Source organism: Ralstonia flatus (genome assembly GCF_958439105.1).
GTDB lineage: Bacteria > Pseudomonadota > Gammaproteobacteria > Burkholderiales > Burkholderiaceae > Ralstonia > Ralstonia flatus.
Genome location: NZ_CAUDLI010000005.1, coordinates 25,026 through 44,054, shown reverse-complemented (window position 1 = coordinate 44,054; position 19,029 = coordinate 25,026). Strand labels below are relative to the sequence as shown.

General features: G+C 66.4%; 16 protein-coding genes. 11 read left to right on the top strand and 5 right to left on the bottom strand.

Going from position 1 to position 19,029, the window contains the following annotated elements:
• Nucleotides 1–11 precede the first annotated feature (11 nt).
• The 11 genes from R2676_RS12955 to R2676_RS12905 all read left to right on the top strand — a co-directional run bounded on the left by R2676_RS12955 (nt 12) and on the right by R2676_RS12905 (nt 11,629).
• A complete protein-coding gene (locus R2676_RS12955; protein ID WP_012760956.1) occupies nt 12–1,619 on the top strand; it encodes a carboxyl transferase domain-containing protein in 1,608 nt (535 codons plus the stop codon).
• Nucleotides 1,620–1,648: 29 nt separating this feature from the next.
• The gene (locus R2676_RS12950; RefSeq protein ID WP_206273265.1) at nt 1,649–2,554 is read left to right on the top strand and encodes a dienelactone hydrolase family protein; all 906 of its coding nucleotides are present in this window, start codon (nt 1,649–1,651) and stop codon (nt 2,552–2,554) included.
• Entirely contained in the window at nt 2,551–3,345 is a 795-nt protein-coding gene (locus tag R2676_RS12945) for an enoyl-CoA hydratase/isomerase family protein (RefSeq protein ID WP_027678438.1), read from the top strand. Before R2676_RS12950 ends, R2676_RS12945 begins: the two co-directional genes overlap by 4 nt.
• Nucleotides 3,346–3,388: 43 nt before the next feature.
• Nucleotides 3,389–4,471: a biotin synthase BioB gene (gene bioB, locus R2676_RS12940; protein ID WP_206273264.1), complete on the top strand. Its 1,083-nt coding sequence runs from the start codon at nt 3,389–3,391 to the stop codon at nt 4,469–4,471.
• A gap of 658 nt (nt 4,472–5,129) precedes the next feature.
• On the top strand, nt 5,130–7,154 hold the full coding sequence (locus tag R2676_RS12935) for an acetyl/propionyl/methylcrotonyl-CoA carboxylase subunit alpha (protein ID WP_206273263.1): 2,025 nt from the start codon (nt 5,130–5,132) through the stop codon (nt 7,152–7,154).
• Nucleotides 7,155–7,263: 109 nt separating this feature from the next.
• Nucleotides 7,264–8,205: a 2-hydroxyacid dehydrogenase gene (locus R2676_RS12930; RefSeq protein WP_147217435.1), complete on the top strand. Its 942-nt coding sequence runs from the start codon at nt 7,264–7,266 to the stop codon at nt 8,203–8,205.
• A 2-nt stretch (nt 8,206–8,207) separates the two neighbouring features.
• Complete coding sequence (locus R2676_RS12925; protein WP_147217433.1) at nt 8,208–9,137, top strand: hydroxymethylglutaryl-CoA lyase; 930 nt, start codon at nt 8,208–8,210, stop codon at nt 9,135–9,137.
• 22 nt (nt 9,138–9,159) lie between these two features.
• Nucleotides 9,160–9,660, top strand: a complete 501-nt coding sequence (locus R2676_RS12920) for a YbaK/EbsC family protein (protein ID WP_027678443.1) — start codon at nt 9,160–9,162, stop codon at nt 9,658–9,660.
• Between the two features lie 10 nt (nt 9,661–9,670).
• Nucleotides 9,671–9,937: a DUF1289 domain-containing protein gene (locus R2676_RS12915; RefSeq protein WP_027678444.1), complete on the top strand. Its 267-nt coding sequence runs from the start codon at nt 9,671–9,673 to the stop codon at nt 9,935–9,937.
• Between the two features lie 12 nt (nt 9,938–9,949).
• Nucleotides 9,950–10,903 carry an MBL fold metallo-hydrolase gene (locus R2676_RS12910; RefSeq protein ID WP_206273262.1) on the top strand — a complete coding sequence of 318 codons (954 nt, stop codon included), beginning with the start codon at nt 9,950–9,952 and terminating at the stop codon, nt 10,901–10,903.
• Nucleotides 10,904–10,963: 60 nt separating this feature from the next.
• Nucleotides 10,964–11,629 (top strand): TetR/AcrR family transcriptional regulator, encoded by a 666-nt coding sequence (locus tag R2676_RS12905; RefSeq protein WP_206273323.1) that lies wholly within the window; start codon nt 10,964–10,966, stop codon nt 11,627–11,629.
• Between the two features lie 5 nt (nt 11,630–11,634).
• Here R2676_RS12905 and R2676_RS12900 read toward each other — a convergent pair whose 3' ends face one another.
• The 5 genes from R2676_RS12900 to R2676_RS12880 all read right to left on the bottom strand — a co-directional run bounded on the left by R2676_RS12900 (nt 11,635) and on the right by R2676_RS12880 (nt 19,008).
• The gene (locus R2676_RS12900; protein ID WP_316857282.1) at nt 11,635–13,221 is read right to left on the bottom strand and encodes an AMP-binding protein; all 1,587 of its coding nucleotides are present in this window, start codon (nt 13,219–13,221) and stop codon (nt 11,635–11,637) included.
• Between the two features lie 76 nt (nt 13,222–13,297).
• On the bottom strand, nt 13,298–15,292 hold the full coding sequence (locus R2676_RS12895) for an acetyl/propionyl/methylcrotonyl-CoA carboxylase subunit alpha (RefSeq protein ID WP_206273260.1): 1,995 nt from the start codon (nt 15,290–15,292) through the stop codon (nt 13,298–13,300).
• Nucleotides 15,293–15,295: 3 nt separating this feature from the next.
• The gene (locus tag R2676_RS12890; protein ID WP_065860218.1) at nt 15,296–16,453 is read right to left on the bottom strand and encodes an acyl-CoA dehydrogenase family protein; all 1,158 of its coding nucleotides are present in this window, start codon (nt 16,451–16,453) and stop codon (nt 15,296–15,298) included.
• A 61-nt stretch (nt 16,454–16,514) separates the two neighbouring features.
• A complete protein-coding gene (locus R2676_RS12885) occupies nt 16,515–18,134 on the bottom strand; it encodes an acyl-CoA carboxylase subunit beta (protein ID WP_206273259.1) in 1,620 nt (539 codons plus the stop codon).
• The gene (locus tag R2676_RS12880; protein WP_206273258.1) at nt 18,121–19,008 is read right to left on the bottom strand and encodes an SDR family oxidoreductase; all 888 of its coding nucleotides are present in this window, start codon (nt 19,006–19,008) and stop codon (nt 18,121–18,123) included. The genes R2676_RS12885 and R2676_RS12880 overlap by 14 nt, the downstream gene beginning before the upstream one ends.
• Nucleotides 19,009–19,029: the final 21 nt, after the last annotated feature.

Here is a 19,029-nt window from a genome sequence, read left to right as displayed (position 1 = left end):
GCACTGCTGCCATGCCGACGCTAGAGACCAAGCTGAACCCCCGCGCTGAAGACTTCAAGGCCAACGCCGATGCCATGCGCGCGCTCGTCGCCGACCTGCGCGACAAGGTGGCGCGCATCGCCCAGGGCGGCGGTGACGACGCCCGCGCCAAGCACCTCGCCCGCGGCAAACTGCTGCCGCGCGACCGCGTGCAGCAACTGCTCGACCCCGGCACGCCGTTCCTGGAGTTCTCGCAGCTGGCGGCGTACGGCATGTACGACGACGCCGCACCGGGCGCCGGCATCATCACCGGCATCGGCCGCATCTCGGGGCAGGAATGCGTGATCGTCTGCAACGACGCCACGGTCAAGGGCGGCACGTATTACCCGATGACGGTGAAGAAGCACCTGCGCGCGCAGGAGATTGCCGAGCAGAACCACTTGCCCTGCGTCTACCTGGTCGATTCGGGCGGCGCCAACCTGCCGAACCAGGACGACGTGTTTCCCGACCGCGACCACTTCGGCCGCATCTTCTACAACCAGGCCAACCTGTCGTCGAAGGGCATTCCGCAGATTGCGGTCGTGATGGGTTCGTGCACGGCGGGCGGCGCCTATGTGCCGGCCATGAGCGACGAGTCGATCATCGTCAAGGAACAGGGCACGATCTTCCTGGCAGGCCCTCCGCTCGTGAAGGCCGCGACCGGCGAAGTGGTGAGCGCTGAAGACCTGGGTGGCGCCGATGTGCACACGCGCCTCTCCGGCGTGGCGGATTACTTCGCCAACAACGATTCGCACGCGCTGGCGCAAGCCCGCAGCATCGTCGCCCACCTGAACCGCCGCAAGCCCGAGCAGGTGCAGATTCATGCGCCGGTCGAACCGCGCTACGCGGCCGAAGAACTCTACGGCGTGATCCCGACCGACACGCGCAAACCGTTCGACGTGCGCGAAGTCATTGCCCGCATCGTCGACGATTCCGCCTTTGACGAATTCAAGGCGCGCTACGGCACGACGCTGGTCTGCGGCTTTGCGCGCATCTGGGGTTACCCGGTCGGCATCATCGCCAACAACGGCATCCTGTTTTCGGAGGCGGCGCTCAAGGGCGCGCACTTCATCGAGCTGTGCTGCCAGCGCAAGATCCCGCTGGTGTTCCTGCAGAACATCACCGGCTTCATGGTCGGCCGCAAGTATGAGAACGAAGGCATCGCCAAGAACGGCGCGAAGATGGTGACGGCGGTGGCGACGGCGCAGGTGCCGAAGTTCACGGTCATCATCGGCGGCTCGTTTGGGGCAGGCAACTACGGCATGTGCGGCCGCGCGTATTCGCCGCGCTTCCTGTGGATGTGGCCGAACGCGCGCATCTCGGTGATGGGCGGGGAGCAGGCGGCCAGCGTGCTCGCCACCGTGCGCCGCGACGGCATCGAGGCCAAGGGCGGCCAGTGGAGCGCGGATGAAGAAGCCGCCTTCAAGGCGCCGATCCGCGACCAATACGAGCGCCAGGGCCATCCGTACTACGCCAGCGCACGCCTGTGGGACGACGGCGTGATCGACCCCGCCGACACGCGCAGCGTGCTGGGCCTGGGGCTGTCGGCCAGCCTGAACGCGCCGATCGGCGACATGAACTTCGGCGTGTTCCGCATGTAAGCGGGCCGCCCATCGAACAGGGATCTGCAGTGAACAGCAACACCGCGCGAACGTGGCGCAGCGCCTTGGCAGCCGTTGGTTGCACGCTGCTGCTTGCCGCCGCGCATGCAAGCGACACGACGCCGCCGGGCATCAGCGAGACCATCGTGGAGGTGCCCAAGTCCGCGGGCATCTTCACCGTCAAGCTGGAGACGACGGTCTACAAACCGGCCGGCGACGGGCCCTTCCCGCTCATCGTGCTCAATCATGGGAAGGCGCACGGCAATCCGGCGTTCCAGAGCCGCGCACGATACACCGCGCAGGCCGCGGCGCTGGTCGCACGGGGCTACGTGGTGGTCATCCCGATGCGCCAGGGCTTCTCCAAGTCGGGCGGTGCGTACATCGGCGGCGGCTGCAATGTCGAGGGTAACGGCCTCGTGCAGACCGAAGACGTGGTCGCCACGCTCGACTACATGACGAAGCAGGCGTATGTGGACCGCGACCGCATCGTCATCATGGGGCAGTCGCACGGGGGCCTGACCACGATGGCCTTCGGCACCATCGGCTACCCCGGCGTGCGTGGCTTGGTGAACTTTGCCGGCGGCCTGCGCAACGACACCTGCGTGTCATGGGAAGACAATCTCGTGCGCGCCTTCGAGAACTACGGACGCCAGTCGCGCTATCCGTCGCTCTGGTTCTACGGGGACAACGACAGCTACTGGCCCAAGCCGCTGCCCGAGAAGATGTTTGCGGCATACACCCGCGCAGGCGGCAAGGCGCAGTTCGTCGATTACGGCAATTTCCAGAGCGATTCACACGGCATGTTTTCAAGCCGCGCGGGACTGAGCATCTGGCTGCCCAAGGTAGACGCCTTCCTGCGCGAACTCGGTCTGCCTGCCGGCTCCGTGCCCGCCAACGCGAGCACACAAGACGGCCCCAACAAGGACACGCAATGAACACCTTCGAAACGCTCGCCTTCGCACAGAACGGCGCCGTCGCCACGCTCACGCTGAATCGGCCTGACGTGCGCAACGCCTTCAACGAGACCGTCATCGCCGAGCTGACCGGTGCGTTCCGCGCGCTGGCCGATGAGCCCAGCGTGCGCGCCATCGTCCTGTCCGGCAACGGGCCCGCCTTCTGCGCGGGCGCCGACCTCAACTGGATGAAGAAGATGGCCGGCTACTCCGATGACGAGAACCGCGCCGACGCCCTGCGCCTGGCCGAAATGCTGCGCGCCATCTACACCTGCCCCAAGCCCGTGATCGCGCGCGTGCAGGGCGACACGTATGCCGGCGGCGTCGGCCTGGTCGCCGCATGCGACATCGTCGTCGCTGTCGACACGGCCAACTTCTGCCTGTCGGAAGCGAAGCTTGGCTTGATCCCGGCCACCATCAGCCCATACGTGATCCGCGCGCTGGGCGAGCAGGCATCGCGCCGCTACTTCATCACCGCCGAGCGTTTCTCCGCCGCAGAGGCCCATCGCCTGGGCCTCGTGCATGAGCTGGTGAGCGCAGACGCGCTCGACGCCAAAGTGGGCGACATTACCGCCGCGCTCGTCGCCAACAGCCCGAACGCCGTGCGCGAGAGCAAGCGCCTCGTGCGTGAAGTCTCTGGCGCCGCTGTCAACGACGCCTTGCTGGCGGATACCGCCGAGCGGATCGCCGCCATCCGCGCCTCGGAAGAAGGCCGCGAAGGCGTGCAAAGTTTCCTGGGCAAGCGCAAGCCGAACTGGCTGCTGCCGGCCTGACCCGCATAACAACGAAACCACGCATCACTTGAAGGAAGTCCTCATGCAATCCACTCCACTGAACTTCGTGCCGAACGCCGCCAAGGTGCCGCCCACGCCCGGGCAGAATCCCAACGCCCGCTGGAGCCGCGAAGCCATCGAAGCGCTGTTCGCGCTGCCGTTCAACGACCTGCTGTTCCAGGCGCAGCAGGTGCACCGCGCCAACTTTGATGCGAATGCGGTTCAGCTGTCGACGCTGCTGTCCATCAAGACCGGCGGCTGCCCTGAAGATTGCTCGTACTGCCCGCAATCGGCGCGCTACGACACCGGTGTCGAAGCCGAAAAACTGATGCCGATCGACGCGGTGCTGGAAGCCGCATCGCGCGCCAAGCAAAACGGCGCAAGCCGCTTCTGCATGGGCGCCGCGTGGCGCAACCCGAAGCCGCATCAGCTCGACGCCGTGGCCGACATGGTGCGCGGCGTGAAGGCGATGGGGCTGGAGACCTGCGTGACGCTCGGCATGCTCAAGCAGGAACAGGCCGCGCAGTTGAAGGAAGCGGGCCTGGACTACTACAACCACAACCTCGACACCGCGCCCGAGTTCTACGGCGAGATCATCACGACGCGCACGTATCAGGACCGGCTCGACACGCTCGAACACGTGCGTGAAGCGGGCATCAACGTGTGCTGCGGCGGCATCGTCGGATTGGGGGAATCGGTGCACGAGCGCGCGGGCCTGATCGCCGAGCTGGCGAACATGGAGCCGTATCCGGACTCGGTGCCGATCAACAACCTGGTGAAGGTGGAAGGCACGCCGCTGGCGGGCAACGAAGAACTGGATCCGTTTGATTTCGTGCGCACGATTGCGGTGGCGCGCATCACGATGCCCAAGGCGATGGTGCGACTCTCCGCTGGCCGCGAGGCGATGGACGATGCGCTGCAGGCGCTGTGCTTCATGGCGGGCGCCAACTCGATCTTCTATGGCGAGAAGCTGCTGACGACGGATAACCCGGAGGCCGATGCGGATCGGAAGCTGCTGGCGCGGTTGGGGATGCGGGTGGAGGTGCAGGATCATCTGCATCAAAGCGCTGATGCTTCGCACTCGCATTCGTCGCATTGCCATATCGACATTACGCCTGCGGACTGATGCTTTGTTGTGGGGGGGTCTTGGTTTTTTGTGGGTGGTCTGCTCCCCTTTCGTCCCCTGCCGGGGCCGACTCACTTTCTTTGCCTTGCCAAAGAAAGTAAGCAAAGAAAGGCGCGCCCGAGATGGCGAAGGATTCCTTGAATTTATGTCGCAGAGAGGGAGAGGAGGCAAACTCGCTTCGCTCAGACAGCCTCCTCTCTTTTTCCTCTCTGCAACAGAAATTCAAGGCGCCATCTAGGGCAACAAAGTCAACGGCCAAACCGTCGATCACATCTGCTGTAGGGATCGGCAGCGCAACGCGAAGCAACGAGCAACACAGCAACAAACAAGAGCCACCTAGGACAGCACACAGATTGTGTGGCCGTACCCTGCCCTAGATGGCGCCTTGAATTTGTGTAAGCGGGCGGAAAAAGGAAGGAGGCTGTCTGAGCGCAGCGAGTTTGCCTCCTTCCCCGCCCGGTTACACAAATTCAAGGAGGGTGTCGCCATCTCGGGCGCGCCTTTCTTTTGCCTACTTTTCTTTGGCAAGACAAAGAAAAGTAGGTCGTGCCCGGCAGGGTACGAAACAGGGATGGACCAATACCGCCCGCCCCGGCAGGGGATGAAACAAGGAATGCACCACAAGTGCAAAACCAAAACCAGGAGACGTAACAACACCATGATCACCAAGCTCCTCATCGCCAACCGAGGCGAAATCGCCTGCCGGGTCGCCGCCACCTGCCGCAAGCTCGGCATCCGCACGGTCGCGGTCTACTCCGATGCCGACGCCAACGCCCGCCACGTCGCGGCGTGCGACGAAGCGATCCACATCGGTGAGCCCGCCGCCCGCGACAGCTACCTCCGCGCCGACCGCATCCTCGAAGCCGCACGCGCCACGGGCGCGCAAGCCGTCCATCCCGGCTACGGCTTCCTCTCGGAAAACGAAGCCTTCGCAAAGGCCTGCGCAGACGCCGGCATCATCTTCGTCGGCCCGCCGGCCTCGGCCATCGAAGCGATGGGCAGCAAGAGCGCAGCCAAGGCGCTGATGGAAACGGCGGGCGTGCCGCTCGTCCCCGGCTACCACGGCGACAACCAGGACGCCGCCTTCCTGCGCACGCAGGCCGATCGCATCGGCTATCCGGTGCTCATCAAGGCGAGCGCGGGCGGCGGCGGCAAGGGCATGCGCGTGGTGGAATCGGGCGACGCGTTTGAAGCCTCGCTAGCGTCGGTCAAGCGTGAGGCGTCGTCCAGCTTTGGCGATGACCGCGTGCTGATCGAGAAGTACCTCACGCGCCCGCGCCACATTGAAATCCAGGTCTTCGCCGACAGCCTCGGTAATGCCGTCTACCTGTTCGAGCGCGATTGCTCCGTGCAGCGCCGCCACCAGAAGGTGCTGGAAGAAGCCCCCGCCCCCGGCATGACGCTGGAGCGTCGCCGCGCGATGGGCGAAGCCGCCGTGGCTGCCGCGCGCGCCGTGGGCTACGTGGGCGCCGGCACGGTCGAGTTCATCGTCGACGAAGACGGCACGTTCTACTTCATGGAGATGAACACGCGCCTGCAGGTCGAGCACCCGGTCACCGAAATGATCACGGGCGAAGACCTTGTCGAATGGCAATTGCGCGTGGCCGCCGGCGAGCCGCTGCCGCGCACGCAGGACGAACTGCACATCCACGGCCACGCGCTCGAAGCCCGCATCTACGCTGAAAACCCCGACCGCGATTTCCTGCCCTCCATCGGCACGCTGAAGGTGCTGCGCACGCCGGCAGCGGTTGAGTTCACCGTCGGCGCGCAAGCCAATGGCGAACCCGCCGCTGTCCGCATCGACGCGGGTGTGCGCGAGGGCGACGCCATCAGCCCGTACTACGACCCGATGATCGCCAAGCTGATCGTCTGGGGCCGTGACCGTGAAGAAGCGCTCGCGCGCATGCTGCAGGCGCTGGGCAGCTTCCACCTGGTGGGGCTGTCGTCCAACGTGGCGTTCCTGCGCCGGCTTGTTGCATCGAAGCCGTTTGCAACCGCCGATCTGGATACCGGCCTGATCGCGCGCAATCACGACACGCTGTTCCCCGCCGCACCGGACGTGCCGCAAGACGCCATCGCGCTGGCCGTGGCAGCGTTGCTCGCCCGCGAGGCGCGCAGCCTGCGCACCGACACGCGCGACCCGCATTCGCCGTGGGCACGCGGCAGCGGCTGGCGGCTGAACGGTGCTGCTGAGCGCACGCTGCGTTTCACGCATGGCGATCAGTCCATCGACGCGACGCTCGTCTACGGCCGCGACGGCTCGCGGCTGAAAGCTGGCGGCAGCGAAGCACCCTTCACCTCGCAGCGCCATGCCGAGACCTTCACCGTCACGCTCGGCACGCACAAGGCGACCGGCCAGGTGCACGCCGATGGCGATGCCTTCCACGTGTTCACCGGCGGCACGCATTGGACGCTCGAGCGTCACGACCCGCTCGCCCATGCCGGCGAAGCCGACGACGAAGGCGGCAAGCTCACGGCGCCGATGCCCGGCAAGGTCATCGCCGTGCTGGCCGCGCCCGGGCAGACCGTCACGAAGGGCGCGCCGCTGGTCGTCATGGAAGCCATGAAGATGGAGCACACGCTCACCGCACCGGCCGACGGCGTCGTCGAATCCGTGCTGTATGGCGTGGGTGATCAGGTGACGGAAGGTGTGCAACTGCTGGCGTTCAAGCCGGCCGAATAACGGCTGTATGACGCCCGGATGAGGCCCAAGCGGGGCTGCCACACGCGTTGGCGGCCCCTGCTACACTGCTTGACGTATACGTCAATCACCCGCACAGAAGTCGCCCCACATGCACATCCAGATCTACACGCCCGACGGCAAGCCCCAACCCTGGCTCGATGGTTTTGCGCAGGCCCTGCCCGAGGCGCGGCTGTCGGTGTGGGAGCAAGGTGCGGCGCAGGATGCCGACTACGCCGTGGTGTGGCAACCGCCCGCCGACATGCTGCGCGATCGCCGCGACCTGCGCGCGGTGTTCAACCTCGGTGCGGGCGTCGATGCGATCCTGGGCCTGCGCGCGCAATCGCCCGATGCGATTCCAGAAGGCCTGCCGATCGTCCGGCTGGACGACGCCGGCATGGCCGCGCAGATGGGCGAGTACGTCACGCACGCCGTGCTGCGCTTCTTCCGCCGGCTCGACGAATACGAGCGTCAGCAGCAAGCGAAGATGTGGCGCTTCCTCAAGCCATTCAACCGCGACGAATTCGTCGTCGGCGTGCTCGGCCTGGGCGTGCTGGGCACGCACATCGCCAAGACGCTGGCAGGCTTCGGCTTTCCGGTGCGCGGCTGGAGCCGCTCTGCCAAGCACGTCGATGGCGTCGATTGCCGCGCGGGCAGCGATGCCCTGCCGGGTTTTCTCGCCGGCACGCGGGTGCTGGTGAACGTGCTGCCGCTGACGGCCGACACCGAAAACGTGATCGACGCGAAGCTGCTGGCTCAACTCGCGCCGGGCGCGTTCGTCGTCAACGTGGCGCGCGGCAAGCATGTGGTGGAAGACGACCTGCTCGCCGCCGTGCGCAGCGGGCATGTGGCCGGGGCCGCGCTCGACGTGTTCCGCACCGAGCCGCTGCCGGCCGACCACCCGTTCTGGACCGAACCGCGCATCCACATCACGCCGCACATTTCGGCGCTGACGCTGCGCGAGGTCAGCATTGCCCAGATCGCGCGCAAGATCCGCGCGCTGGAAGCGGGCGAGCCGATTGCCGGCATCGTCGATCTGCAACGAGGGTACTGAGGATGAGCATGCCGAATTTTGTGAAGGTGGTCGAGGTCGGCCCGCGCGATGGTCTGCAGAACGAGAAGTCGCCGGTCTCGACGGACACCAAGGTCGAGCTGGTGAACCGGCTGTCCGACGCCGGCTTCGTCAACGTGGAAGCCGCCTCGTTCGTGTCGCCCAAATGGGTGCCGGCGATGGCCGATGGCGCCGACGTGATGGCACGCATCCAGCGCCGGCCGGGCACGCTGTACTCCGTGCTCACGCCCAACATGAAGGGCTTCGAGGGCGCGGCCGCAGCGGGCGCGGATGAGATCGTGATCTTCAGCGCCGCCAGCGAGGCCTTTGCACAGAAGAACATCAACTGCTCGATTGCGGAGTCGATCGAGCGCTTTGTGCCGGTGGCCAAGGCCGCCAAGGATGCAGGCATTCGCGTGCGCGGGTCGATCTCGTGTTCGCTCGGCTGCCCGTATCAGGGCGAGGTGCCGGTGTCGTCCGTGGTGGATGTCATCAAGCGCATGGCCGATCTGGGCTGCGACGAGATCGACATTGCCGACACCATCGGCGTGGGCACGGCCGGGCAGGTGAAAACCGTGATGGAAGCCGCGGCGGCGACGTTCCCGATCGACCGCCTCTCGGGCCATTTCCACGACACGTACGGCCAGGCGCTGGCCAACATCCTCGCCAGCCTGGAAGTCGGCATCGCAATCTTCCACGCCTCGGTAGCAGGGCTGGGCGGCTGCCCGTATGCCAAGGGCGCGACCGGCAACGTCGCCACCGAAGATGTGCTGTACCTGCTGCACGGCCTGGGCATCCGCACCGGCATCGACCTCGACAAGGTCGTGCTTGCGGGTGACTTCATCTCGCAGGCCATCGGCCGCCCGACTGCCTCGCGTGCGGGCCGCGCGCTGCTGCTCAAGCTGCAGGACCAGATCGCCCAGGCCTGCATCTGAAATCCCATCCAGAAACACGACGATGACCGCTACCGATACGAACGCCCCCCTGCCTGAATCCGCCCAACGCGTGGCAGATCACCTGCGCACGCTCGGCTACGAAAAAGCCATCGTGATGCTGCCGGCCACCGGCAAGACCTCCGCCGAGGCGGCTGCCGGTCTGGGCTGCTCCGTGGCCGAGATCGCCAAGTCGATCATCTTCCGTCGCGCAGAAGACGACGTGCCGGTGCTGGTGATCGCCAGCGGCACCAATCGTGTCGACGAGGCAAAGGTTTCCGCGCACGTGGGTGCGCTCGCCAAGGCCGATGCGAAGTTCGTGCGCGAGAAGACCGGTTACGCCATCGGCGGCGTGTGCCCGGTCGGCCATGCGGTCAAGCCCGTGATGCTGCTCGACCAAGACCTGTTCCAATACGACAGCGTGTGGGCCGCCGCCGGCCACCCGCATGCCGTGTTCAACCTGACGCCTGCCGAACTCGAAGCGATGACCGGCGCGCCCGTGGCCGACATCGCCCAGCGCGACTGATCGCCCAAGCATGGACGCCTGCACCCGCGCGCAGCTGAAACTGTCGCTCGGCAAGTTGCGCAACAGCCGCCAGCAGGCGGAGCGTGCGCAACCGGTGTCGTCGCCGTGCATCAGCGTCTGCAAGATGGACGACGCGCGGGGCCTGTGCATCGGCTGCATGCGCACGATCGACGAAATTGCCGCGTGGTCGACCATGAACGACGCGGCTCGTCTGGCAGTGTGGAAAACCTTGCCCGAGCGCGCCTGCGCCTGGCTCAACGACGCGCCCTGCGCCTGACCGCTGATCACCATGGCCGAACACGACATCGTCACCTTGCCCAGTTCGATGCGCGTGTTCGAGCGCGGCTGGCTGTCGTCCAACAACATCCTGTTCTTGGATGACGAAGCGCACGGCGGTTGCGCGCTGGTCGACAGCGGCTATCTCACGCACGCCCCGCAGACTGTCGCGCTGGTGCAGCACGCGCTGCAAGGCAAGCCGCTGCGCCGTCTGCTGAACACGCATCTGCATTCCGACCACTGCGGCGGCAATGCAGCGCTGCAGGGCATCTACGGCAGCCACACGCGCGTGCCCGCCGCGCAGATCGACGACGTGCGCCGCTGGGATACCGACGCCCTCAGCTACGGCCCCACCGGTCAGGAATGCGCGCGCTTCACGCTGCCCGACAACGATGCCGACGCAGCCCTGGCCGACGGCATGACCGCGCGATTGGGCGGCTTCGACTGGCAGGTCATCAGCGCACCCGGCCACGACCCACACGCGGTCATTCTGTTCAGCCCCGACACGCGCGTGCTGATCTCGGCCGACGCCCTGTGGGAACGCGGCTTTGGCGTGATCTTTCCCGAGCTGGAAGGCGAGAGCGGTTTTGCCGAACAGCAAGCCATTCTTGAGCGCATCGCGCAACTCGACGCCCGCGTGGTGATTCCCGGACACGGCCGGCCGTTCACCGACGTCAACGCGGCGATTGACGCTTCGCTCGGGCGGCTGGCCTATCTGCGCGCAGACCCCGAGCGCAACGCGCTGCACGCCATCCGCGTGTTGGTGAAGTTCAAGCTGCTGGAGCAGCAGGCGCTGTCGCACGACGCGCTGTTTGCGTGGTTCACGCAGACCACGCTGATGCCGCGCTTGCAAGCGCGCTTCTTCGCGAGCCAATCGATGGAGACATTGCTGGATGCCGCGATTGCGGCGCTGGTCAAGGCGGGCGCCGCCACCGCCGAACACGGCCGCATCCTGAACCGCGATTGACGTGCCGCGCGGTGGCGATGCCCCGCTACAATGCAGCGACGCCTCTTCTCCCCCCAGGGCATGCCGACACCCGCCACACCGAACCCGCCCGAATCTGCCACTGAAGCCGAAGCACCGCGCCGCAAGCGCGGCCGCCCCGCACAGGATGCCAACGAGGGCTTGCGCCGCGCGCTGATCGAGCAATCGGCCAGGCTGTTCCGCGAGAAGGGCTACGGCAACACCACGGTGCGCGACATTGCCGCCGCCACGGGCGTGCATGCAGGCAGCTGGTTCTACTACTTCAAGACCAAGCAGGACATCCTGCAGGCCGTGATCGAACACGGCCTGACCGTGGCGCTGGCCGACATCGAAGCCATCGATATCGACCACCTGCCGCCGCGCGAGGCGATGCGGCAGCTCGTGCGAGCACACCTCTACACGCTGCTCGCGCCGAACCAGGATTTCATTCCGGTGATGCTGTACGAATGGCGCTCGCTCGATGCTCAGGCACAGGAACGCATCATCGCGCTCAAGGATCGGTACGAAGACATCTGGACGCGCGTGATCGATCGACTGCGCGCCTCCGGCGAATGGGCCCAGCCGACGCCCGTCGATCGGCTGCTGATGTTCGGTGCGCTGAACTGGACGGCGCAGTGGTACCAGGCTGGCGCGGGCATCAGCATCGATGCGCTGGCCGATCAGGCGGTGCTGTTCATCCTGCGTACGCCGCCTCAGCCGGCGGCTTAGCTCTCTTAGCGGGCCTCGCCCTCGAACAGCGTCTGGTTGGCGCTGCGCAGCACGTGCTTCTGGATCTTGCCCGTCGCCGTCATGGGCAACTTGTCGACCACGGCGATGTGCTTGGGCACCTCAAAGCTGCCGAGATGCGCCCGACAATGCGCCTGCAGCGCGGGGGCATCGGCCTGGGCATCGGGCTTGAGGCAGACAAACGCCGCCACCGCTTCCACCCAGTGCGCGTGCGGCAAGCCGACCACTGCGGCATTCGCCACGGCCGGGTGCCGTAGCAACACTTCTTCCACCTTGACCGAAGGGACGTTCTCGCCGCCGGTCTTGATCATGTCCTTGATGCGGTCCTTGAACTGAAGCTGGCCGTCGGCATCCCACATGCCGAGGTCGCCGGTGTGGTGCCAGCCGAAGCGGCGCGCGTTGGCCGTGGCCTGCGGGTCCTTGTAGTAGCCGAGCATGACGTTGGGGCCGCGGTGCACGATCTCGCCCAACTGGTTCGGGCCGAGCAGATTGCCTTGATCGTCCATCACCGCTGCTTCGTTCACCATGCACGGCTGGCCCCAATAGTTGCCGGTGCGCTGCAGTTGCTGGTCGGGCGCGAAGTACATCGTCATCGGGAAAATTTCGGTCTGCCCGGAGCCCAGGGCAAAGTTCGGGCACACCTCGGCAATCAGGCGTTCGAGCAGCGGCTTGGCCATCGGCGCCATCGCATAGAGGCACAGGCGCAGGCTGGAGAGATCCCGCTGTGCACGTAGCGGATGGTGCAGCAACGCGGCGTACATGAGCGGCAGGCCAAACAGTTGCGTGATGCGCTCGTTTGCAATCGCGTCGAGCAGCGCCGCCGGATCAAAGCCGCGCTGGATGACGAGCGTGGCGCCCACCATCATCGCGGATGCAGCCGTCGCAAACTGCGCGCAGTGGAACATAGGCAGCAGGCACGAGAACACGTCGGTCTCGTTCAGGTTCAGGCCGGCGACGTTGGACATCAGCGCGGCATGCACCGAACGGTGCGAATGCATGGCCCCCTTGGGCCGCCCGGTCGTGCCGCTGGTGTACATGATGAGCGCGAGATCGCGGTCGTCGATGACCACGGCGGGCAGCGTATCGGCGTGGCCTTGCACCGCTTGCTCCACCGTTTGCGGCCCGTCAGCAGCGGGTTCACCGAAGCATTGGTGCGCCGGCAGCCCGAGCGCCGCCAGCGTGTCGCGCAGCGCCGGGTACAGCGCCGCGTCGATCACCACGTGCCGCGCCTCGGCATGTTCGAGGATGTAGCGCACATCCTCCGGCCCGAGCATCGCGTTGATCGGCACCCACACCAGCCCCGCCTTGAGAATGCCGTATGCGGCCACCAGGAACGGCGCCGAGTTCCCGCACACCATCGCGACCTTGTCGCCGGGCCTGAGGCCGCTTGCAAGCAGCGCGTGCGCATAGCGATTGCTGTTTGCATTGAGTTCGCCATGCGTCATGCGGCGCGGGCCGTCCACCAGCGCGACCTTCGCGCTGAACTTGCGTGCACTGCGATGCAACGTATCGCCCAGCGCCACCCGGTTCAGCAGGTTGGCTTCAAGCGTGGTGTCTGGCGTGGCTTCGGACATGGGACGTCTCCTGTGGACTGCATGGACCGCATTGACCGCACGAACTGCACAAACTGCATGACGAAACGATGGAGCGTCAGGCCGCGGCTATCTCCATCAGCAACCCACCGGGCGCAACCTGTGCCCCGACCTGGGTGAACAGCCCCCTCACCTCGCCTGCGAGCGGCGCGGCAATGCTGTGCTCCATCTTCATCGCCTCCACCACCAGCAGCACCTGACCGGCGCAAACGGCCTCCCCTTCGGCCACGTGCACGGCAACCACGCGGCCGTTCATCGGTGCGCTGATGCGGCCGCTGCCGGCTTGCGCGCCGCTGCGCTCGGCCTTGGCGTAGGTGGTGTCGATGGCGGTGTGCTCGATGCCATTCAGCACGAAGTGGCAAGCGCTGGCCCTGACGGCGTAATCCACCGCGTGGAACGTGTCGCCCAGCGCCAGCGTGATGCGACCCTCGCCCTCTGACACAAGCGCCACCTGCGTGGCACCGCCGTCCCAGGCCAGTTCCCATTGCTGCGCACCGAGCGCCCGCACACGCATGTCGATTGCTTCACCGTCGAGCGTGAAGCGGCACAGCGTGGGGTAGGTGCGGCTGCTGGCCCACCCATGCAGTTCTGCGGGATAGCGGCGTGCGGTGTCTTCACGCAAGTGGGTGAGCAGCACGGCAGCCGCCTGGCAGACCGCTGCATCGGATACGGCCGCCTGCCGCGTCGCCGCCGGGAAATGGCGGTCGATGAACGCCGTCGACACATCGCCGGCAAGAAACGCCGGATGCGCCACGCAGTCGCGCAGAAACGCACGGTTGGTCGGCAGCCCAAGCAGCAGGCAATCGTCCAGGGCGCGCGCGAGACGCCGGCAGGCATCGGCGCGGTCGGTGCCGTGCGCGACGATCTTGGCGAGCATCGAGTCGTAGTACGGCGAGACGACAAGCCCGTCGGCCAACGCATGGTCCGTGCGGACCTCTTCGGGCGCACGCCAGCGGGCGACGGTGCCGCTCTGCGGCAGGAAGTTCTGCTGCGGGTCTTCTGCGCAGAGCCGCACTTCGATGGCGTGGCCGCCTTGCGCGCGGCGCGCATCGATGGCGTCTTGCGCAAGCGGCAACGGCTCGCCCAGCGCCACGCGCAACTGCCACTCGACCAGATCGACGCCGACGATCGCTTCAGTCACCGCATGCTCGACCTGCAGGCGCGTGTTCATCTCCATGAAGTAGAACGCGCCGTCGGGGGCGAGCAGGAATTCCAGCGTGCCCGCACCCACATAGCCGATGGCGCGTGCCGCCGCCACCGACACTGCGCCCATGCGCGCGCGCAGTTCGGGCGATACGGCCGGTGACGGCGATTCTTCGATCACCTTCTGATGCCGGCGCTGCACCGAGCAATCGCGCTCCCCGAGGTGGACCACATTGCCGTGCGTATCGGCAAAGACCTGAATCTCGATGTGGCGCGGCTCGACGATGGCTTTTTCGAGGATCAACTCGCCGGAGCCAAACGCGTTCTCCGCTTCCGAGCGCGCAGACTGCAGCGCCGCCGCAAACTCCTCTGCCCGATTCACGCGTCGCATGCCGCGTCCACCGCCGCCAGCGGCCGCCTTGATCATCACCGGATAGCCAATCCGTGAGGCTTCCTGCGCCATGCGCGCGGCGGATTGATCTTCGCCTTGATAGCCCGGCACGCACGGCACGCCTGCGGCTTCCATAAGGCGCTTGGCGCCGGCCTTGTTGCCCATTGCGCGGATCGCATCTGCGGGTGGGCCGATGAAGACGAGGCCGGCATCTGCGCATGCGCCGGCAAAGGCATCGCTCTCTGCCAGGAAGCCATAGCCTGGATGGACCGCCTGTGCGCCCGACTTGCGCGCGGCCTCCAGCAACGCCGCAATGTTCAGGTACGAAGCCTGCGGCTGCGACGCGCCAATCGGCAACGCGAGATCGGCGGCGCGGCAATGCGGCGCATCGCGGTCAGCGTCGGAATACACGGCAACGGTACGCATGCCAAGGCGGCGCGCCGTGCGCATGATGCGCAAGGCGATCTCGCCCCGGTTGGCGATGAGGACCGAGCGGAAAGCGGCATGCGGAGCGGCCATCGTTCAGCCCTTCTTGCCCGGCAGCGTGTTCATGTATTTGCAGATGATGCCGAGCATCACCTCGTCCGCGCCGCCGCCAATGGAGCCCAGGCGCCCGTCGCGGTAATAGCGCGAGACCGGGTTGTCCCACGTGAAGCCCATGCCGCCCCAGAACTGCAGGCAGGCATCGGGCACGATGCGCGCAAGGCGCCCGGCCTTGAGCTTGGCCATCGATGCCAGCTCCGTCACGTCCTGCCCGTTGATGTACAGGTCGCACGCGCGATACGTGAGCGCGCGCAACGCTTCCACCTCTGTCTTCAGCTCGGCCAGCTTGAAGTGCACCCACTGGTTGTCGAGCAGGCTGGCGCCGAAGAGCTTGCGCTCGCGTGCGTACTCGGCGGTGGTCTCGATGCACATCGTCATCGTCGCCAGGCTGCTGGCCGCGGCCCACAGGCGCTCTTCCTGGAACTGCAGCATCTGGTACGTGAAGCCCTTGCCTTCCTCGCCGATGCGGTAGCGCTGCGGCACGCGCACGTCGTCAAAGTAGATGAGGCCCGTGTCTGATGAATTCATGCCGATCTTGCGGATCTTCTTGCCGACCGACACGCCCTTCGTGTTCATCGGCACGATGATGAGCGACTTGTTGCGGTGGGCCGGGTCATCGGACGTGTTGGCCAGCAGGCACATCCAGTCCGCTTGCAGGCTGTTGGTGATCCACATCTTGCTGCCGTTGATGATGTAGTCGTCGCCGTCCTTGCGCGCGGTGGTCTTGATGCTCGCCACGTCGGAGCCGGCGCTCGGCTCCGATACGCCCACGCAAGCCACCGCATCGCCGCTGATGGCGGGGGCCAGAAACTGTGCGCGCAGTTCATCCGAACCGAAGCGTGCGAGCGCGGGCGTCGCCATGTCGGTCTGCACGCCAATCGCCATCGGCACGCCGCCGCAGTGGATGTGCCCGAGTGTCTCGGCCATCGCCATCGCATACGAATAGTCGAGCCCCAGGCCGCCGAATTCGGTCGGCTTGGCGATGCCGAGAAAACCCAGCTCGCCCATCTTCTTGAAGAGCTGCTTGGCAGGAAACATCTCGGCCGCTTCCCATTCATCCACGTATGGGTTGATGTCGCTGTCGATGAAGCGTTTCAGGTTGCGCTGCAGTTCCTGGTGTTCGTGCGTGAAGTGCATGGTGTCTCGCTCCGTTGCCCTGTTGTGCTGGGCTGTTTCGTGTATGGATTTCGGGATGGCGCTACGGGCGCGCAACGCCAAACTGGATCGGATGCAGCGTTCGCCTGCGCGCTTCGTCGCAGACGGACAGCACGCAGGCGAGCACCTTGCGCGTATCGCGCGGGTCGATCACGCCGTCGTCCAGCAGCCGGCCCGAAATGGTGAACGCGTCGGACTGCCGCTCGAACGTGTCGGTCACCTTGGCGCGCATCGCTTCGATGGCGTCGTGGTCGACGGTCTGCGTCTTGCGTTGCATGCTCGCGGCCATCACCGTCGCCATCGTGCCGGCCGCCTGCTCTGCGCCCATCACGGCCGTCTTGGCGTTGGGCCAGCTGAAGCAGAAATCCGGAAAGAAGCCGCGCCCCGACATGCCGTAGTTGCCCGCCCCGAACGACGCACCGCAATGCACGGTGATGCGCGGCACGGTGGCGTTGGCCATGGCCTGGATCATCTTCGAGCCATGCTTGATCATGCCGGCCTGCTCCGACGCCTTGCCGACGATGAAGCCGGTGGTGTTTTGCAGATACAGCAGCGGCGTGTCGGACTGGCAGCACGACTGGATGAAGTGCACCACCTTGGTGGCGCCCGCCGGGTCCAGCGGCCCGTTGTTCGTGATGACACCCACGCGCATGCCGCAGATGGCCGCGTGCCCGGTGACGGTGCCGGGGCCGTAGTCGGGCTTGAACTCCAGGAAGTCCGACCCGTCGGCAATGCGTGCAATTACCTCACGCATGTCGAGCGGTTTGCGATGATCAGTCAGCGCAATGCCAAGCAGTTCTTCCGCATCAAATCGCGGCGGCGCGTATGGCCTGTCCGGCGCTGGCACATCGCGGTTCCAGTCGAGCGCAGCAACAACTTCGCGCGCGATGCGCAGCGCATCGGCGTCGTCTTCGGCCAGGTATTCGGCCAGGCCGGAGGTGGTGGCGTGCATCTCCGCACCGCCCAGTTCCTCTTCGGTGGCGATCTCGCCCGTGGCGGCTTTCAGCAACGGCGGCCCAGCGAGGAATGCGCGCGCCCGGTCGCGCACCATCACCACGTAGTCCGACAGGCCCGGCATGTAGGCGCCGCCCGCTGTGCTCGACCCATGCACCACGCTGATCACCGGAATGCCCGCCGCCGACAGCCGCGCGAGCCAATAGAAACCGCTGCCGCCGTGGATGAAGGTCTCCACGCGATACGTCAGCAGGTTGGCGCCGGCCGATTCGACGAGGTGGATGAACGGCAGCTTCTGCGCCAGCGCAATGGCCTGCGCGCGCTGGAACTTCTCGATGCCCATCGGCTGGACGGCCCCGGCGTCGATGCCCGCGTCGTCGACGATGATCATCGCGCGCACGCCACTCACCCAGCCGATGCCCGCAATGAAGCCGCCGCCAGGAATGGAGCGTGCCGGGTCGGCGTGATCGAGGCAAAAGCCCGCCAGCGTCGACAGCTCGAGAAACGGCGCACCGGCGTCGAGCAGGCGGCCCAGCCGGTCGCGCGGCAACAGTTGCCCGCGTTGCTCGAAGCGTGCGCGCGAGGCTTCGGACTTGTCGCGCGTGCGGTTCTCCAGCGTGCGCAACTGGCCGACGCGCTCCGCCAGCGCGGCATGGTTCTGCCGATACGCGTCGCTCTGCGGCACGATGCGCGATTCAAGCACCGGCATTGCGGTCCTCCTCGCCTTGCAGCACGTGCGGCGTCACGGCCAGGTGAAAACCGTCGAACGGCTCGGCGCCCTGACGCGGTGCCGGCATCGGCGAGCCTGGCCGCACGTTCGGCCGGCCGCCGTCCACGCGCAGCGTCGTGCCGGTGATGAACGCCGCGGCTTCCGAGAGCAGATACACGATCGCCGAGGACACTTCCGCCTCGGTGGCAAAGCGCCCGAGCGGCACCGTCGACGGCATGCTGCGGATGGTCTCGGCCATCCACGGCGGATACGCGTCCATGCCCGACGACGCCACGTAGCCAGGAGCCACCGCGTTCACGCGCACGCCGTACTGCGCCCACTCGAACGCGGCCGTCTCCGTCAAGTTCATCATGCCTGCCCGCGCGGCGCCGGAGTGACCCATGTTCGGCATGCCGCCCCACATGTCGGCCACGATGTTGACGATGGCGCCGCCGCGCTGCTGCATCGCCTGGTTGAGGCATTCGCGCGCCATCAGGAAGCCGCCCGTCAGGTTCGTCTGCACGACGGCTTCCCAGCCCTTGGCGGAAATGTCCTTGAGCGGTGCTGGAAACTGCCCGCCCGCGTTGTTGACCAGCGCGTCGATGCGGCCGTATTCGCCGTGGATATGCGCGACGGTCGCTTGCACGGCGGCCTCGTCGCGGATGTTGCAGACGTAGGCGTGCGCGGTGCCGCCGGCTTCGACGATCTCCGTGCGCACCGCCGCGAGCTTCTCTGCATTGCGCCCCACCAGCGCAACGGCCGCGCCCAGCGATGCCAGCTCATGCGCGGTGCACCGGCCGATGCCGCTGCCGCCACCCGTCACCACGGCCACTTGGCCCTGGAACAGCCCCGGTCGAAAGACTGAGCGATACATGGTTCTCTCCCTGAAAGCTGA

Bases quoted from the DNA above. Each gene is read 5' to 3' on its own strand.
- R2676_RS12930 (WP_147217435.1), top strand. From the start codon at position 7,264: ATGCACATCCAGATCTACACGCCCGACGGCAAGCCCCAACCCTGGCTC.
- R2676_RS12920 (WP_027678443.1), top strand. From the start codon at position 9,160: ATGACCGCTACCGATACGAACGCCCCCCTGCCTGAATCCGCCCAACGC.
- R2676_RS12885 (WP_206273259.1), bottom strand. From the start codon at position 18,134: ATGCCGGTGCTTGAATCGCGCATCGTGCCGCAGAGCGACGCGTATCGG.
- R2676_RS12895 (WP_206273260.1), bottom strand. From the start codon at position 15,292: ATGGCCGCTCCGCATGCCGCTTTCCGCTCGGTCCTCATCGCCAACCGG.
- R2676_RS12890 (WP_065860218.1), bottom strand. From the start codon at position 16,453: ATGCACTTCACGCACGAACACCAGGAACTGCAGCGCAACCTGAAACGC.
- bioB (WP_206273264.1), top strand. From the start codon at position 3,389: ATGCAATCCACTCCACTGAACTTCGTGCCGAACGCCGCCAAGGTGCCG.
- R2676_RS12925 (WP_147217433.1), top strand. From the start codon at position 8,208: ATGAGCATGCCGAATTTTGTGAAGGTGGTCGAGGTCGGCCCGCGCGAT.
- R2676_RS12880 (WP_206273258.1), bottom strand. From the start codon at position 19,008: ATGTATCGCTCAGTCTTTCGACCGGGGCTGTTCCAGGGCCAAGTGGCC.
- R2676_RS12915 (WP_027678444.1), top strand. From the start codon at position 9,671: ATGGACGCCTGCACCCGCGCGCAGCTGAAACTGTCGCTCGGCAAGTTG.
- R2676_RS12955 (WP_012760956.1), top strand. From the start codon at position 12: ATGCCGACGCTAGAGACCAAGCTGAACCCCCGCGCTGAAGACTTCAAG.
- R2676_RS12935 (WP_206273263.1), top strand. From the start codon at position 5,130: ATGATCACCAAGCTCCTCATCGCCAACCGAGGCGAAATCGCCTGCCGG.
- R2676_RS12945 (WP_027678438.1), top strand. From the start codon at position 2,551: ATGAACACCTTCGAAACGCTCGCCTTCGCACAGAACGGCGCCGTCGCC.
- R2676_RS12905 (WP_206273323.1), top strand. From the start codon at position 10,964: ATGCCGACACCCGCCACACCGAACCCGCCCGAATCTGCCACTGAAGCC.
- R2676_RS12910 (WP_206273262.1), top strand. From the start codon at position 9,950: ATGGCCGAACACGACATCGTCACCTTGCCCAGTTCGATGCGCGTGTTC.
- R2676_RS12900 (WP_316857282.1), bottom strand. From the start codon at position 13,221: ATGTCCGAAGCCACGCCAGACACCACGCTTGAAGCCAACCTGCTGAAC.